16 protein-coding genes and 2 tRNA genes are annotated in these 14617 nt (G+C 43.3%); all 18 read right to left on the reverse strand.

What is annotated here, in order from left to right; genetic code table 11:
* Window positions 1-72 precede the first annotated feature (72 nt).
* The 18 genes from H6G03_RS16810 to H6G03_RS16895 all read right to left on the reverse strand — a co-directional run bounded on the left by H6G03_RS16810 (window position 73) and on the right by H6G03_RS16895 (window position 14589).
* Window positions 73-882, reverse strand: coding sequence for a vWA domain-containing protein (locus H6G03_RS16810; protein WP_190465691.1), 810 nt, complete (start codon window positions 880-882; stop codon window positions 73-75).
* 84 nt (window positions 883-966) lie between these two features.
* Window positions 967-2400 (reverse strand): VWA domain-containing protein, encoded by a 1434-nt coding sequence (locus tag H6G03_RS16815; RefSeq protein ID WP_190465693.1) that lies wholly within the window; start codon window positions 2398-2400, stop codon window positions 967-969.
* A gap of 342 nt (window positions 2401-2742) precedes the next feature.
* Window positions 2743-3201 (reverse strand): hypothetical protein, encoded by a 459-nt coding sequence (locus H6G03_RS16820; RefSeq protein WP_190465695.1) that lies wholly within the window; start codon window positions 3199-3201, stop codon window positions 2743-2745.
* Window positions 3202-3209: 8 nt separating this feature from the next.
* On the reverse strand, window positions 3210-3593 hold the full coding sequence (gene rplL, locus H6G03_RS16825) for a 50S ribosomal protein L7/L12 (RefSeq protein WP_190465697.1): 384 nt from the start codon (window positions 3591-3593) through the stop codon (window positions 3210-3212).
* 71 nt (window positions 3594-3664) lie between these two features.
* Window positions 3665-3735: transfer RNA gene (locus H6G03_RS16830), tRNA-Phe, on the reverse strand.
* A 131-nt stretch (window positions 3736-3866) separates the two neighbouring features.
* Window positions 3867-4604 (reverse strand): hypothetical protein, encoded by a 738-nt coding sequence (locus tag H6G03_RS16835; protein ID WP_190465699.1) that lies wholly within the window; start codon window positions 4602-4604, stop codon window positions 3867-3869.
* Window positions 4605-4760: 156 nt separating this feature from the next.
* A tRNA-Met gene (locus tag H6G03_RS16840) sits at window positions 4761-4845 on the reverse strand.
* A 1144-nt stretch (window positions 4846-5989) separates the two neighbouring features.
* The gene (locus H6G03_RS16845; protein WP_190465700.1) at window positions 5990-6190 is read right to left on the reverse strand and encodes a hypothetical protein; all 201 of its coding nucleotides are present in this window, start codon (window positions 6188-6190) and stop codon (window positions 5990-5992) included.
* Between the two features lie 500 nt (window positions 6191-6690).
* A complete protein-coding gene (locus H6G03_RS16850; RefSeq protein ID WP_190465702.1) occupies window positions 6691-7650 on the reverse strand; it encodes a GNAT family N-acetyltransferase in 960 nt (319 codons plus the stop codon).
* A gap of 212 nt (window positions 7651-7862) precedes the next feature.
* On the reverse strand, window positions 7863-8081 hold the full coding sequence (locus tag H6G03_RS16855; RefSeq protein ID WP_190465703.1) for a hypothetical protein: 219 nt from the start codon (window positions 8079-8081) through the stop codon (window positions 7863-7865).
* A 50-nt stretch (window positions 8082-8131) separates the two neighbouring features.
* Window positions 8132-9010, reverse strand: coding sequence for a hypothetical protein (locus tag H6G03_RS16860; RefSeq protein ID WP_199315330.1), 879 nt, complete (start codon window positions 9008-9010; stop codon window positions 8132-8134).
* 23 nt (window positions 9011-9033) lie between these two features.
* Entirely contained in the window at window positions 9034-9240 is a 207-nt protein-coding gene (locus H6G03_RS16865; protein ID WP_190465708.1) for a hypothetical protein, read from the reverse strand.
* Complete coding sequence (locus H6G03_RS16870) at window positions 9237-9461, reverse strand: addiction module protein (protein WP_190465710.1); 225 nt, start codon at window positions 9459-9461, stop codon at window positions 9237-9239. Before H6G03_RS16870 ends, H6G03_RS16865 begins: the two co-directional genes overlap by 4 nt.
* A 191-nt stretch (window positions 9462-9652) precedes the next feature.
* On the reverse strand, window positions 9653-10285 hold the full coding sequence (locus H6G03_RS16875) for a Vat family streptogramin A O-acetyltransferase (protein WP_190465712.1): 633 nt from the start codon (window positions 10283-10285) through the stop codon (window positions 9653-9655).
* A 158-nt stretch (window positions 10286-10443) separates the two neighbouring features.
* A complete protein-coding gene (locus tag H6G03_RS16880) occupies window positions 10444-10968 on the reverse strand; it encodes a dihydrofolate reductase family protein (RefSeq protein WP_190465714.1) in 525 nt (174 codons plus the stop codon).
* Between the two features lie 505 nt (window positions 10969-11473).
* A complete protein-coding gene (locus tag H6G03_RS16885) occupies window positions 11474-12226 on the reverse strand; it encodes a DUF7873 family protein (protein WP_242057003.1) in 753 nt (250 codons plus the stop codon).
* Between the two features lie 89 nt (window positions 12227-12315).
* On the reverse strand, window positions 12316-13545 hold the full coding sequence (gene tuf, locus H6G03_RS16890; protein WP_190465716.1) for an elongation factor Tu: 1230 nt from the start codon (window positions 13543-13545) through the stop codon (window positions 12316-12318).
* A 312-nt stretch (window positions 13546-13857) separates the two neighbouring features.
* Window positions 13858-14589: an ATP-grasp domain-containing protein gene (locus tag H6G03_RS16895; protein WP_190465717.1), complete on the reverse strand. Its 732-nt coding sequence runs from the start codon at window positions 14587-14589 to the stop codon at window positions 13858-13860.
* Window positions 14590-14617 lie beyond the last annotated feature (28 nt).

The raw sequence follows: 14617 nt of genomic DNA on the forward strand, positions 1-14617 counted from the left end.
ACCTAAAAATCAACCCTTGGTGTAGCGTACCCCAGAAACCCGGTTTCTTCGAGAAACCGGGTTTCTATGTACTTAAAAATCCAAGAAACCTCGCTTTCCCAAACGTGCGATCGCAGCAGCAGCTTGCAGTCGGGGACAAGCCAAACTATCGGCTACCTGAGTGCTATCCACATTGCCTAGATTCAAGACAGTTTCTAACACCTGTCGATCGAATTCCAAATCGCGGAATTCATCTTTGAGCATAGCAACCATCTTACTAATCACATCCTTAGCGCTGCTAGCGGATGCACACTGACCGCCAGTAGCAGTTGCGATCGCACCGAACGCCTGCGTAGTAAACCCATCGCCACCCATGCACAAAGCATGAACCGTCACCTGCTGATTTTCCGCAGCTGCGGCGACCGACCGCACATCCAAACCGCTAGGACAACCATTTGGCCACGCATCGCCGTTTCCGCCACGTTGTTGTGTGGGAAGCATTTCTTGCAACCACTTAGCAAAACCGTGCGGTGGCGCATCCCCAACCAGTAGGATAAAACGGCAGCTGTGAGAACGCCATTTCATCTGCACGCAAGCATCGCGGACACCGCTATAAACCGCTTCCGGGCCATCACCACCGCCATCAGCCTTTAGCTGGTTAATTGCCTTCTGCATCTCCGTCAAATTAGCAGTCAGCGGATAGACACGAGTTACAAAAGAATTGTCTTGTGGTGGGTGGTCGCGGTATTCCACCAAACCTACTTGTAAGTCGATACCGCTATCAGCTTTCAGCAAGCTAATCGTATCGAGTAACTGTTGCTTTGCTGCTTGGATAAACGAACCCATACTGCCAGTTGTATCGACAACAAAGCACAGGTCAACAAAGTTAAAAGCTTTTTTCATAGTTTCTCCTTTTTCTGGTGTTGGGAATAAGTAATCGGTAATTTTATTTCCTCTTACCCATTCCCAATTGCCAATTAACCGACTTTATTTGTCATCCCGTACTGGCAGGGGTGTATCCAGAATTTCCATCAGCAATTCCAGACGAGATCTGCGAGACAGCAAAGGCACTAAGTTTGGCAACGAGTAGTAATCTCCCGCGAAGGTGAAGGTTTCAAAAGTTACCTTATTTTGCTGTAGTTGATGCTCTAAATAGCTGTTGTGCTGACCGACTTTCACCAGAACTACATTCGGAATAACTTTCAATTCTTCGCAGTAGCGGGGATAAACGGTGCTGAAGTAAGGAGCGGCGTTTTCGTTTTCATCAGTTACGATGATAATCTGTTCGATCGCTTGTCGTTTCAGTCGCATTATTTCCAACGCCGCACCGATGCTGGTACTGCCATTTGGGAAAATATGCCGAAAAGCTTTTTCCCAATCTGAGAGGTTTTTACCCTGTGCTTGAATTGGGTAAGCGATCGCATCGAAAGCATAAACAAACAAATCTGCTTCTGCGATCGCAGATACGATCGCCGCAATTTGCTTGCCAACTTCCAACGCCTCCGTCATACTCGCGCTTTTATCCACCAGCAAAGCAGTAGTTTTGGTAATTTTACCGCGCTGCTTCACCTGCACATCGACAATTTGCTCCAACTTAGTAGCTGTTGCTTCATCAACAACTGCTACTTCGCTTGCTTTCATCGCCTTAAATGCCGATACCCGGTCAGATTTTGCCGCCGCTTCCAGTTTCTCATCAATTAGCGCTTTCACTTCCGGGTGATCCATTGCACCGCGTTCTTTCAGCGATTTGAGGTTATTAATTACCTCTTGCGGCGACATGGAATTAATCAGCGCTACCACCACAGTTGGCGTTAGTTGTTTCACCGCACCAACAGCAACAGTGTAAGGTATATTGTGTTCGACAATTAGCGCTGCTTGTTCTGCGGGAGATGGTACTTTTGCTAATTGCTTGAGCATGAAAGCGAGGCTATTTTCTGGCGGTTTATCCTTAAATAGTACTGCATCAGCGCGATCGCTTGGCTTAATGTGCAATGTAGCGTACAAGTGCTTCATCGCCTTACGTCCCCGCAACGCAGCGCGATCGAAAAATTGTGGATTCTTTTCCCGCGCCTTCAGATAGCGAGTCACAGCTGTGCGTGCGGAACGAGGTACTTTTCCGCGATGCTGCTTCATAAAATCGACAATTCGCGATACTTCGTAAGGCGGAAACTCTTGCAACATCACAAAACCTGCATCGCGATGTTCATTGACATTGCTAGTCAGCAAATTGCCAACAAACACTTCTTTATGATCGCGCACATCGCCATTTCGCTGATACCAAGCTGCCAAATGTCCGTAAAAAATCGGGTCGAGTTCGATAATTAACTTGTGAATTTCCGATACTTGTTCCAGCTTGCGGTGAGGTGTAGTCAGCAAGCTGTTTAGCATTTCCAAACGCAAATCTCGTTCTGTTGTATTCATTGGCACTACCTCCTATAAATTAATGATTGTTTAGGAGGCAATTGTCGCCGACAAAAATAGTGAAAAATCACCGCGCAAGTCGAAAAAGCTTTTTTGTACCTACTCGCTTATTGGTCAAGTATGTAAGGCTTTCCCAGTTGGGACGCGGCGACAACTGCCATTATAACGGATTTTTGAAATCTTTCAGCATTCTCTCTCAGCTTCTTAGCCCGCCCGGAAATCAATTTCCGGCGTCATAGCTAAAGTTCTCTAAAGAGAACTAAAAAGCCGAATTTAATTCCCAGTCCACTTAAGTGGACTTTCGCTATTAGCCAGGGAATTGATTCCCTGGCGGGCTATTAGCTAGGGAACCAATTTCTGGGGGCTGACAGGTTTTAAGTCTGGTTCAAGCCAGTTTTGACGAGCTTCAGAAGACATCAGGCGATCGCGACTGTAATATTGTAGCGGCAGATGCTTGTTTCCATAAATCTCGATAAGTTTGTTAGCAAGATCTACTATTGCTAAAGAAGCACCTTCAGCATCAAGAAATCGACTCACAATCCGAATCCAAAAGAGAGTGATGGTTTCGTGATAGCCGCCTATTTCTGTATTGGCAATACCAGCAGCAGCGTTATACCGCTGAATGCCAGTCCGAATGCAATGTATTGCTGCTATGTCCGAGTAATAAAATAGATACCAAAGTGCGACAGTTAAATGTGCCTGATGAGTCCATTTGCTTCGCGGTAGCTTACACTCCTTGAAGGCGCGGATCAGATTTTCTATCTCACCCAGCGTTTTGTATGTTGCAATTTCAGCAATCATATTGAGCCTTATTTGACAGAAACTTTTGCACCGACAGATTCTAATTGACGCTTGATATCTTCAGCATCGGGGAGTGCGATCGCACTTTTCACCTCTTGCGGTACTGACTCGACAAAATCTTTCGCTTCCTTCAAACCCAAACCTGTCAGTTCCCGCACCACTTTAAGAATGGCAATTTTCTTATCGGTGGGTACTTCCTCCAAAACTACATCAAATGTTTTGAATTCCGGTTCGTGCGGCGGAAATATATCGATGATTGGAGGAATATAGATACCTTTACGAGCCGAAGCATCAACATCGAAGGTAGCCTCAATCTGCTTAACCAGTTCGGCAGTTTCCCACAAATTCAGAGATTTTAATTGTGCCAAAATATCAATAGTTTTGGCAGACATGGCTACCTCCGCTAAAAAATAAACGAATTTTGAAAATTAGCACTTCGCGCAAGTTGAGAAAGCTGTTTGTTCATACACAGGATTTGAACCTGCAATAACCTGATTTTCAGTCAAGCGCCTGTACCAATTCGGCTAGTATGTAAGCTTTCCCAGTTAGGGCGCGAAGTGAAAAATTTAACGCAAAGAAACCCGGTTTCTATGAAAATTCGTGAGTTTCGCAGCTAAAAGTCTACCAAGAAACCGGGTTTATAGTCCTTTCGTGCGGAAGTCTGTTTAATTTTTAGCAAGCTTCTGCAAGATAAACTTAATTTCCTGCTTCCCACACTGCTGCTTGCTAACAGCATAAACTTCCCTACCGTACTCCAGCCTTGCTACACAAGGGCGAATAGCAGTTTTGAGTAGAACATCTGTAGGTTTCTCCATTGGTGGAATATCTTGCAGAGTCACGAAATACCACAAATCGTCTAATTTCCGGTATTGATGATAGGCATCTATGATGATCAGATCATCTCTGTTGTTGTGACCCTTGTTGATATTCTTATCTGGTCTTCTCTTCGCTAAGCAGAGAATTCCCGTTTCTGGATGAACGTAAAGCTCTTCTCGCCAATCACCAATCGGACGCCTTTCTGAGTAATAAGAGAAGCTCTTTTTACGGTAAGGAACTCCATCAATTAACTCAACATCTCGTTCCACAAACTGCCACACATGACCCAGGAGATGTTGGCCGATTAGGGTTCTCATTTCAATTTGCTGGCATAATTCTTTATAGACAGCATCCCAAGGCTGGCCTACTTTAGAACGCAACCAGCGACGCAATGGCCCCAAATGGTCTGAGAAGTGCTTTGTGTGTTTCCTTATCTTGATTAAATAAGGAGATAACAAGCCATCTTCAGTAGCTTCTTGAGTGATTTTTTCGAGAGCTTTCTTGTAGCCTGTTAGCTTCTTTGCGCTTATCCTCATCCCTCCACGAGGGCGTTCGATGACGATTTCACCTAAGCGATGTTCGCTCATTAATCAACCTGTTGTCTTGATGTAATTTAGTAGATTGAAAGATAGTTGTTGAAAGTTTTATTTGATTGATACAGTATATTAAAAGCATTTTTTCCTCCTTTTTTCATTATTCTTAATGGTAAAAATGCTCCGCACAAGTTGAGAAAGCTGTTTGTTCATACGCGGGATTTGAACCCGCGAACCCTTATCGGGGGTTGCTTGATTATGAGTCAAGTGCCTTAAACCACTAGGCAAGTATGTAAGCTTTCTCCATTAGGGCGCGGAGTAGATTTTGCAAAGTTTCAAAATAATGGGATTCCCGCGCAAGTCAGAAAAGCTATTTTTTTCTGAGCTACTCCCCCAAAATTTAAAGTGGAGGAGAAAGGAATCGAACCTTTGACACTTCGATTTGCGATCGAATGCTCTAACCAGTTTGTAAGCTTCATAAGTTAGGACGCGGGAAAAATTTTTTAAGGTTGCTTCGCACAAGTTGAAAAAGCGAGGACACAACAGTCGCTCTTACCAGTTTTACCTGGCAGTGGGCACGCGCTCCGCATCTCAAAGAGACTAGGATTGCTGTCACTTGTTCGATCGCTCGAATTTCGCTACATTATGACCCTTATAGTTAGGAAGAGTGTGTAAGCTTTTTCGATCGGGGTGCGAAGCAGGAATTGCTACTTTTACAAATGGTAAGTTCCGCGCAAGTCGGCAAGGCTTTTGCCACTTCGATCGCTCTACCCCTGAGCTACAACCCCTCGAACGGGGTTGGTAGGATTTGAACCTACGACCAGTCGATTAACTTGTGTGTATGCTTTGCTGGTGAGGGCGCGGAACATAAAACATAATGGCAATCAGCCGATAAACATAATAATTTATGGCAGTTAAAAACACTTCGCGCAAGTTAAAAAAGCTGTTGATTCATACGCAGGATTCGCACCTGCTACCAATCGGTGGATAGCCGAATGCTCTACTAATGAGCTAGTATGTAAGCTTTCTAAATGAGGGCGCGAAGTGAATTTCAACTACCTTTTTATCTATCCCGCACAAGTCAACAAAGCGTTGAACATTAGCGCTCTATCCGTTGAGCTACTCCCCCATTAGCGGGGAAGGTAGGAATCGAACCTACAACCTCTGGTTCCGAAAACCAGATGTATGTACGCTTCACTCGTTAGGGCGCGGGATAGAATTTTGGATTTTGGATTTTGGATTAATTGCTGAATTCAAAACCCCAATTTTTTAAAGTTGTTCCGCACAAGTTAGAAAAGCTTTTAACAACTTCTAGTGCGTTTACCATTTCGCCATAAAGACCGAGGTCTTTAGTGGGAGTCGAACCCACAATCCTTGCGGAGCCAGATCCTAATGTGTGTATGGCTTTTCATGTCGGGGTACGGAACAACAGCTTGTTATTAACCGTAAACAGCTTCTGGACGTACAATCAAATCGCCGCTGGGTCTGCGATCGACAACATAAGACTGCAATCGATCTTGACTGACATCAAAATGCTGTGCGAGGCGTTGCTTGATGGCGGTATCGCTCATACCCGTTGTCACACCCAGTTGAGGTTCGGCGATATCATAAGAACGTCCTTCAAAGCGAATGTGAACCATCTCGCACCTCCTTTTTCGATTTTAAATTTTCGATTTTAGATTTTGGATTTGTAACTCTTTTTGTTGAAAAAGCTGCGCGGTTTGTTGATGAACGTTTACCCAAAAATCGGTTGATGATTTTACAGCAAAAAGCGCCGCTCTAAATGATAGTCCTGTCTAACTCGGCGGATTGACTCAGTAACTTTCGTATGTCTGAGTCTTGTAGAACTTTCTCGTTCTGATTCCCGTTCAGACGGACTGGAAGTAATCTCAGGTCGCCTGTTTTTTGACTCGGAATGAGTTCTAGGCTGACCGAAGATTTTGGTGTAAAGTAACAACATCACAGAATAGTCTTGTTACCAAGACTCCTGAATGAACGTCCGTTGAAATTGCCAGTTGATTATTCAATTGTCAAGGTTCAGTAGGGCATTCCAAGGAGAGGCGTTAACCTCTCTCTTGCTTGCCACAATTTAATACTACACAAATACTACAATAGTGTCAAGGGGTTGGAAAAAATTTTTTCAGGTCACATCCTTAACGTAAGTAATCCAGTTGTAAAGCTTCTCAAAGCCAACCGATTCGTAAAGTCGCAGAGCGTTGTTGGGATTTTGGGTATCGACGCCAAGTTTTGCCGTTTCCATACCCGCAGCTTTCAACTTGTGCATTCCCGAAAGCAACATCGATCGCGCTAGCCCCATCTTGCGGAAACCGCGCCGCGTACCGAGTGCTGCAATCCAACCTTCTTTGCATCCGCTACGTTCGTTATCCCCTGGATAAATAGCGCAGAAGGAAAAAGCTGCAAATGTGCGATCGGGCGCTAATGCAACCAAATCCAATTCGGGCTTGTAATCAGGTGTAGTCAGCATATATTTAGCCCGATCGAGCGTTAAATCGTGGTGATTCCAGTGATCGATAAAGGTTTGGTTGAACATCTCCACCCAAGCTTCCGTGTCTTGATGACCCGCATCGCGGAGAGTAAAACCTGCTGGAAATTGCGGTTCTGGAATTGGTTCGGCGAGACTGCGCTGCATAGTGAAGAAGTAGCGATCGACCGTGAAACGGTTATTTTCCGCTACTGTGATGTAGTACGGTTTGTCATCGCGAGCAGAACAGCGCAATTCTACTTGCACGTTGCGATCGCGTGCAACTTCCCGCATCCTCTCCTCACCCCAAGCAATAATCTGCCTTTCCAGATCCTTCCCGCGATTATAAGGATGAACGCAATACCACAACCAACCATCAATTATTTCGCCTGATTCCGGTATCCCTAACTGACCGAATCCAATTAAATTACCATCCGCATCTTCCCAAAGTCTGATATCCCGTGCTTTATCGATTGATGGGTTGTCAAAATCAGTGCGAAGTTCCGATACTGACGTACCATATTCTAGGCGATCGACCTCTTCGCAAGTATTGATTAGGTGTGCGATCGCTTCCAAGTCAGATTCGATCGCCAACGGGCGCATCGTCAAAGTAAACATAAAAAATTGTCTTGAATACTACTCTATACTACAATTGTAATAGAGATGAAACCTCACCCAATAGGGTGAGCGATCGAGGTAAATCTAGATCCCCGACTTCTTCAAGAAGTCGGGGATCTGAACAAGCGATCGAGATTGATTAAAATAGGAGATTAAATAGCGATCGCTCCCTTCAACAAACCAAATCAGAATGTGAGTATCAATTAGATATTTCATGGCAGCATATAATCTTCAAATCCCGGAGGCGTTTCATCAAAATCCTCTGCCACATAAGTAAAAATACCCTTGCCACAGCCAAATTGACGAGGTTGGACTGCGAGAGCATTTTCAGAAAAATTTTCTTTCATTTTTTGGATTTCATTTAAGGCTTCAGCATCTTTTAATGACAAAATCCATTCGATTAATTCTAATTTAAGAAATTCAGTATTCATGGCACGGAGTCATCGATTAAACAACCATTTCATATTTTTATATCTCTTGGTCAAGTTGACTGGCTTTCAGCCTTCTTTATCAACCGCACAAAAACGTGTATAGTTGCAAGATAATAATAGAATATCCAATTGTACCAAATATCTTTGTCATAATCCTGTTTTTGCTTATTATTGTGGTGTCGTATCCCACAGTTATTCGCGATATCATATGTGTTTTGAGTGAATTTATATAAATATTGCTCATCTGGGTTATATTTTTCCGCTAACTCTTTGATTTTAGGTCGCAGGAATTCAAGGACATCAGCCAAATCTCGAATTGCATCATGTTTTTCATCTAAAGACGAGCGATAGCTTCTAAACTTTTTGATTGCAGATTCCACTCGCTGCTCAACGTTATCGTGATCGTATATGGGTAAATTTTCAACAAATAGATTTTCTAAGCCATTTTCTGGCAATTCTAAAATTTCGCCATTTTCTGAGAGTTCATAGCCTTCCTTATAGTCACATAATATTTGATTAACTTGCTCTCTGAACTCTTGCTGACCAGTATTCTTATCAAAAGTATTGTAGTGCATTCCACAATCGTTAAACCTATGGTAACGTCCATTAATTGGCTTAGAGATATGCTCGTAAATAAACTCGATAACATCGAATAAATCGTCTTCTGAATAAGCTTCACATTTATTCTGTATTGGCCAAAGATCGGGTTTCCTAATCAAACGAAACATTTGCACTTCTATGTCCGAACCTAACTTGCCTTGAACCCGTCCATAATCTACGCAGTCGTAACCAAACGCTTCTTGAAAATAATCATCGTTTAGAAATCGTAAATAGAGATCGCGAAAAAGCCTACGAAGGGTAGTCAGGTCGTAACGACTCTCATTTGGATTTTTACCAGTACGTGCAGAATAATATTTTCGGCTATTCATAACTACTTTCATTCACCTTAAAATTATAATACAAAACTATAAACAATGCCTGCCCACCGAACTCGATAGACAACAGTATTAGACTCAGACATTTGGCAAATTCGATTCAGGATATCGTCAACACAATCGAAAAGATCGTCGCCAAGTCCGGGCTGCTGACTCTCGTACCAATTGTACGCCTCATTTAGTTCTTCACGAACTTCTGGACGAAATACCAGTACATAATTCATGGTCGTTTTCTGATTGAGGCTTTAATCTCATCCCATGTCAATACGTTATCGGGATTAGTTTCGTAATCGGCAATACGGCGATCGATCTCTTGCTGTTGCGCTTCGGTCAGGTTGGGGTAAGCTTGTTCTGCTGCAATACTATCCCAAATTGCTTGCACAAGATCGATCCGATCTTCAATACTTAGGGTTGTAATCTCCTTCAAAGTGGCTGTGATGTCCATACAACAAACCTACATAAAAGAGTGGGTGACTAAATAAACCTAAATATATAAGATAGCATTTTACCCATTAAATTGAACACTGTAATAACAATACGACTTAACACACCTCTATTACCCTATATAGCGATCGCTTCCCTTTCTACCTCTGCTTTATCAGCACAGCGTCTCGCTTTTGGGCTTCTGTTGGTCAATTATACACAATTTTTTAATGCTTCAATATCTGCACCAACAATTTTCTCTAAATTTCTCGTAATCTTTTCAATATCCCAATTCCACCAGGCAATTTCCAGTAAAACATCGATTATTTCATCAGAAAAGCGTTGTCGGATTACCTTAGCTGGATTCCCTCCAACAATGGTGTAAGGTTTAACATCTTTAGTAACTACAGACTTAGCGCCAATAATTGCTCCATCGCCAACTTTTACCCCAGGCATAATCGTTGCTTCATATCCAATCCACACATCATTCCCAATTACAGTATCACCTTTAAAAGGTAATTCATTAGACTCAGGTGTAACGCGCTCCCAACCATTACCAAAAATATAAAATGGATAGGTGGAAAACCCCGACATTCCGTGATTTGCACCATTCATAATGAATTTTACATTTCTGGCTATAGCGCAGAACTTGCCGATGATTAACTTGTCACCGATAAAGGGATAGTGATAAAGGACATTCCGCTCGAAATTTTCCGAATCTTCTGGATCGTCGTAATAAGTGTAGTCGCCAATAATAATGTTAGGATTTGAAACGATATTTTTAATAAAACAAACTTGCGGAAACCCCTGCATTGGATGTAAAGTTTTCGGATCGGGATATGGCATTGCAACACCTCAGACGTGAGTGATGAACTTATTAATTTAGGAGCGGAATAATCCCGGCACTGCTGGCTAAGTAAAATGCGATCGCTATAGCTTTGAGTCGAAGCATTACTGCACTTCCTTCATATACTTATACCAAAAAGTCAGCATCAGTCCTAGCTTCAATTCTTCACATCATAATGAAGAACTACAACACCCGTCCTAAAGGTTTTACTCTCAATTAATTCTAGATCGGTCTGCCTGACAATTTCTTTAAAAGCCGGAATACCCGAACCAATCAGTACGGGATGCACTTTTAGGATAACAGCATCAATCAAATTCTCGGCAAAAAGCATGGCAGCTAAATCCGCGCCACCGCAGAGATAGATGTCTTTGCCCGGTTCATTTTTTAAATTTTTGACTACCTCAACCACGTTGTTCGACACGAGTTCAACATTCTCATCTGGGCTTTCTTTCATCGTGCGCGAGACAACATACTGTTTCATTGTTGGATAAGGATTAGTCACACCAACCTTTAGCCCTACTTCGTAAGTCTTTCGCCCCATTATAACGGCATCAAATAAGTTCAAAGATTCAAGATAATCAGTTATATGCTCGCCTTCTTGAACAAAACAATCCCAGGTGCCGTCTTCGCGGGCAATAAACCCGTCGAGTGTGGTAACAACATAATATTTTAGTTTTCGCATATTTAACCTTTGGTAAACGGAAACTGAGAAGGTATTTCTGACTAAAAACCTATGCAAGGGAGTGCGATCGCATTTAGCGGTGGTAAATATCTTTGAACTGGAGCATCAACAGAATATACTGAGACGGTGTGTCCCATGTTAAAACCCCGGCACTCGTATCCTGAATGCCGGGGAAGTTTTGGAACGCCGATCCTGTCTTTTGATTTCCAATTTCCGCAGAATCAATCTGATGCTGTGAGGTTTTTCCACTAAACTACCTCTGCATATTTGGAGCAGAGGACGGGATTTGAACCCGCGTCTCACTAGCCTTGTTCTACGAAGAGCGATACAGGGAGCGAGTTTTCAAAAATGAACTTGGAGCAATAACCTGAGCTTTATTCTGAATTTGACGCACCAGGGTGGCTTTACCAATTTGCCTACCCCCAGATGGACTGGGGGACAGGAGTCGAACCTGCAAATACCCTGAATTGCTAAAAATGAACTTGTACTCCAAATCCATTATAGTCTAATCTGCAAATAGGTAGCTAAAAATTGCCCTAGCAACTTGCTTTTGCTGCACTTCCCTACCATTCGCTTCTTCTCTAGCTTGAATCACTGCTTTTTGCAGTATATCCACTCTACGAAGCAATAAATTCACGCGGTCTTGAGGCAGCGCTCCTGAGAACTCAATCAAACTCCAGGTTCCTTCCACAACGTCTTTAGAAACTTCTTTGATTTGAGCGGGATGATGTTCTGTTGCTTCATAGGCAACCACAAAATCCGTGATTTTCTTAGTTTTCACAGTTTCTTTAGGACTGGTAACATAGCATCCTCGATTGGGGTCATGCTGCCAGTCTTTGTCGATGGAAAGTACGGGTAATGAAGTAATGAACGTCTTGACATCCTGAAGCTGCTTTTCAAGAAATAATAAATAGGAGACAGGGACATCAGCAATAATAGTTTGCCCATCCACAACAACTGATGCCTTAGCCTCAGTATTAGCGTAGTCCTGAGTAGCTGCCAGGTCTAAATATTCAGAGCAAGCTTGCACAAACTTATCAATCAATTCGTTGGCCTTCAGCGTCAATTTCTGTGACTCAGCAGGATAAACAAATCCATCTTCTTCTCTGGGCTGATAAGTTCTACTTAACCCTTGAAACAGTCCACTTTTCTGAGAGAGTTGATAGATTTCGGTTTTGCCTTTAGTGGCATTTGCTTTAACAGACTGTAATACAGCAATCAACTGATTTAGCTTCATATCATCTCCAATACTGGTCATTTGCCCTCTTTTAGAGGACTGAAGCTATTAGCCCGGAACTAAAGTTCCGGGCTAAGTGAGCTTTCTGCACCTGTTTGTCTGGAGAAAATCTACTTCAAGATTTTAGAGACAACGCCAGCGCCGATCGTGCGACCGCCTTCACGAATAGCAAAGCGCATTCCTTGCTCGATCGCAATGGGGTCGAGTAACTCAACAGTCATCTTAACGCGATCGCCTGGTACTGCCATCTCAGCTACACTGCCATCATCTGTTGTGAAGGATTTAATCGTTCCTGTCACATCAGTTGTTCGCACAAAAAACTGAGGACGATAACCAGGCAAGAATGGAGTTTTGCGACCGCCTTCCTTTGCCGTCAGCACGTACATCTCAGACTCAAACTCAGTATGAGGTGTAATTGAACCCGGTTTGGCAACGACCATTCCTCGTTCAACTTCATGCTTCTGGATACCCCGCAGCAACAAACCGACATTTTCTCCAGCAATTCCTTCATTCAGAACTTGCCTGAACATTTCTATGCCGATAACTGTTGCACGCAGGGTGTTGTTCAGACCGACCAGTTCAACTTCATCGCCGACTTCGATCGTGCCTCGATCGATCTTACCCGTAACAACCGTTCCCCGACCTTTGATCGAGAATACATCTTCGATCGGCATCAGGAAAGGTCGATCGATTTCCCGCTTCGGCGTAGGAATGTAAGAGTCTACCGCATCCATAAGTGCATAAATGCGATCGACCCACTCATCCTCACCCCGCTGAGTTTTAGGATTAGCAGTCATCTTCTCCAACGCTTTGAGTGCCGAACCTGCCACGATGGGAATCTCATTCCCAGGAAAGTGGTAAGCACTTAAAAGGTCGCGAATTTCCAATTCTACTAATGCCAAAAGTTCATCGTCCTCTACCATGTCTTTCTTATTCATAAAAACGACAAGGTAAGGAACTCCAACCTGACGTGCCAGTAAGATGTGTTCCTGAGTTTGTGGCATCACACCATCTGCTGCTGAAACTAACAGAATGGCACCATCCATTTGAGCAGCACCCGTAATCATGTTTTTCACATAGTCGGCATGACCGGGACAATCAATGTGAGCATAATGTCGAGTATCAGTTTCATACTCAACATGAGCGGTATTGATTGTAATACCCCGTTCCTGTTCTTCCGGTGCAGCATCAATTTGTTCGTAGCCTAGCGGTTTAGCTTTTCCCAACGCTGCCAGCGTTTTAGTAATTGCTGCTGTCAAGGTAGTCTTGCCATGATCGACATGACCGATCGTACCGATATTAATGTGTGGTTTTGTCCGCTCAAATTTGGTGCGTGCCATGCACTTTAGATCCTCCTTTTGTTGTTGTTATGGAATGAGCGATCGCGCTCTCAATTCAATGAACTGAGAACTGCTATAAATGGAAGGTAGAGTAATCCTAAAAGAATGTCTTCCCGCAGGATACCTCTACAGCAAAAAGCTGCATCTTCCAAAACCCCTTGCTCAAGAGTCGAACTTGACAATACCGTTTTTAGGAAAAACAGTTCTGCATCCGGCAGGCAAGGGAAAAAAGTAATTTCAAATTTCAGATTAGCAGAAGCAATAGCTACAAGCCTCACTGAAATTGTTAATTATTCAGCGAATTGCTATATGTTATGCCCTAACAACAGCGTACCGCAGCACTTCTAAGACCTCAATGGGATCGCAACCGTACAAACCTGCTCCCCAGGCTGCATTCTGCTCAACAACTGCCCATCCTCTTCCTTTAATCACACCCACGTCTATTACTGTTGCCTCAAGAATCTCTACCTGTTCATCTGATAGTAGAATTTCGATGAACTCCCGAACCTCACACTCTTCCTCTTCTGTATGTGCAAAATCATTTTGTCGCTGTAACTCTCCATCGCGCAGATAAATTGAGAATGTTTTGAGAGAGCGATTCAAAATAAAGCAACGAAACTCCTTTTCCCACTCCACAATTTCCGCAATTAGCACTGGAATTTCATCGGGATAATCGCTGGGAAGTTCCTCGCTTTGATAAACACGGGCAGGGAAACTTTTGTCGTTTGGCGGTTTGATAAAAGCTGCTTTTTCCATGCACCGCGCTTCACCCAACGTACTCAGATAAACCCAACGCTTTCGGTATTCTTCCGGTAAATTGGGTAACCAATCATTTGGTGGGTCAATTAAGCGAAGTCCAAGTTGCTCCGCTATCATCTCTGTCATCAATGCTTCCACATACAAAACTGGTTCGCAGACAAGTTTTAATTCATCAGGTAGTCGCCAGTTAATTAATCGCTGGACTCGCCAACCCAAACGATTAGCTGCACGCCATAAAGCCTGAGAATCTTCAGTATAGCGAGGAGTCAAAATCAGAGTTGGCATTGCTTACACAGTCTTTAAATGCTAGTAG

Source organism: Aerosakkonema funiforme FACHB-1375, from assembly GCF_014696265.1.
Lineage (GTDB): Bacteria > Cyanobacteriota > Cyanobacteriia > Cyanobacteriales > Aerosakkonemataceae > Aerosakkonema > Aerosakkonema funiforme_A.

Coding starts and splice junctions, on each gene's coding strand:
- H6G03_RS16860 (WP_199315330.1), bottom strand. CDS start 9,010: ATGAATAGCCGAAAATATTATTCTGCACGTACTGGTAAAAATCCAAAT.
- tuf (WP_190465716.1), bottom strand. CDS start 13,545: ATGGCACGCACCAAATTTGAGCGGACAAAACCACACATTAATATCGGT.
- H6G03_RS16875 (WP_190465712.1), bottom strand. CDS start 10,285: ATGCCATATCCCGATCCGAAAACTTTACATCCAATGCAGGGGTTTCCG.
- H6G03_RS16810 (WP_190465691.1), bottom strand. CDS start 882: ATGAAAAAAGCTTTTAACTTTGTTGACCTGTGCTTTGTTGTCGATACA.
- H6G03_RS16850 (WP_190465702.1), bottom strand. CDS start 7,650: ATGTTTACTTTGACGATGCGCCCGTTGGCGATCGAATCTGACTTGGAA.
- H6G03_RS16870 (WP_190465710.1), bottom strand. CDS start 9,461: ATGGACATCACAGCCACTTTGAAGGAGATTACAACCCTAAGTATTGAA.
- H6G03_RS16895 (WP_190465717.1), bottom strand. CDS start 14,589: ATGCCAACTCTGATTTTGACTCCTCGCTATACTGAAGATTCTCAGGCT.
- H6G03_RS16880 (WP_190465714.1), bottom strand. CDS start 10,968: ATGCGAAAACTAAAATATTATGTTGTTACCACACTCGACGGGTTTATT.
- H6G03_RS16815 (WP_190465693.1), bottom strand. CDS start 2,400: ATGAATACAACAGAACGAGATTTGCGTTTGGAAATGCTAAACAGCTTG.
- H6G03_RS16820 (WP_190465695.1), bottom strand. CDS start 3,201: ATGATTGCTGAAATTGCAACATACAAAACGCTGGGTGAGATAGAAAAT.
- rplL (WP_190465697.1), bottom strand. CDS start 3,593: ATGTCTGCCAAAACTATTGATATTTTGGCACAATTAAAATCTCTGAAT.
- H6G03_RS16845 (WP_190465700.1), bottom strand. CDS start 6,190: ATGGTTCACATTCGCTTTGAAGGACGTTCTTATGATATCGCCGAACCT.
- H6G03_RS16865 (WP_190465708.1), bottom strand. CDS start 9,240: ATGAATTATGTACTGGTATTTCGTCCAGAAGTTCGTGAAGAACTAAAT.
- H6G03_RS16885 (WP_242057003.1), bottom strand. CDS start 12,226: ATGACCAGTATTGGAGATGATATGAAGCTAAATCAGTTGATTGCTGTA.
- H6G03_RS16835 (WP_190465699.1), bottom strand. CDS start 4,604: ATGAGCGAACATCGCTTAGGTGAAATCGTCATCGAACGCCCTCGTGGA.
- H6G03_RS16855 (WP_190465703.1), bottom strand. CDS start 8,081: ATGAATACTGAATTTCTTAAATTAGAATTAATCGAATGGATTTTGTCA.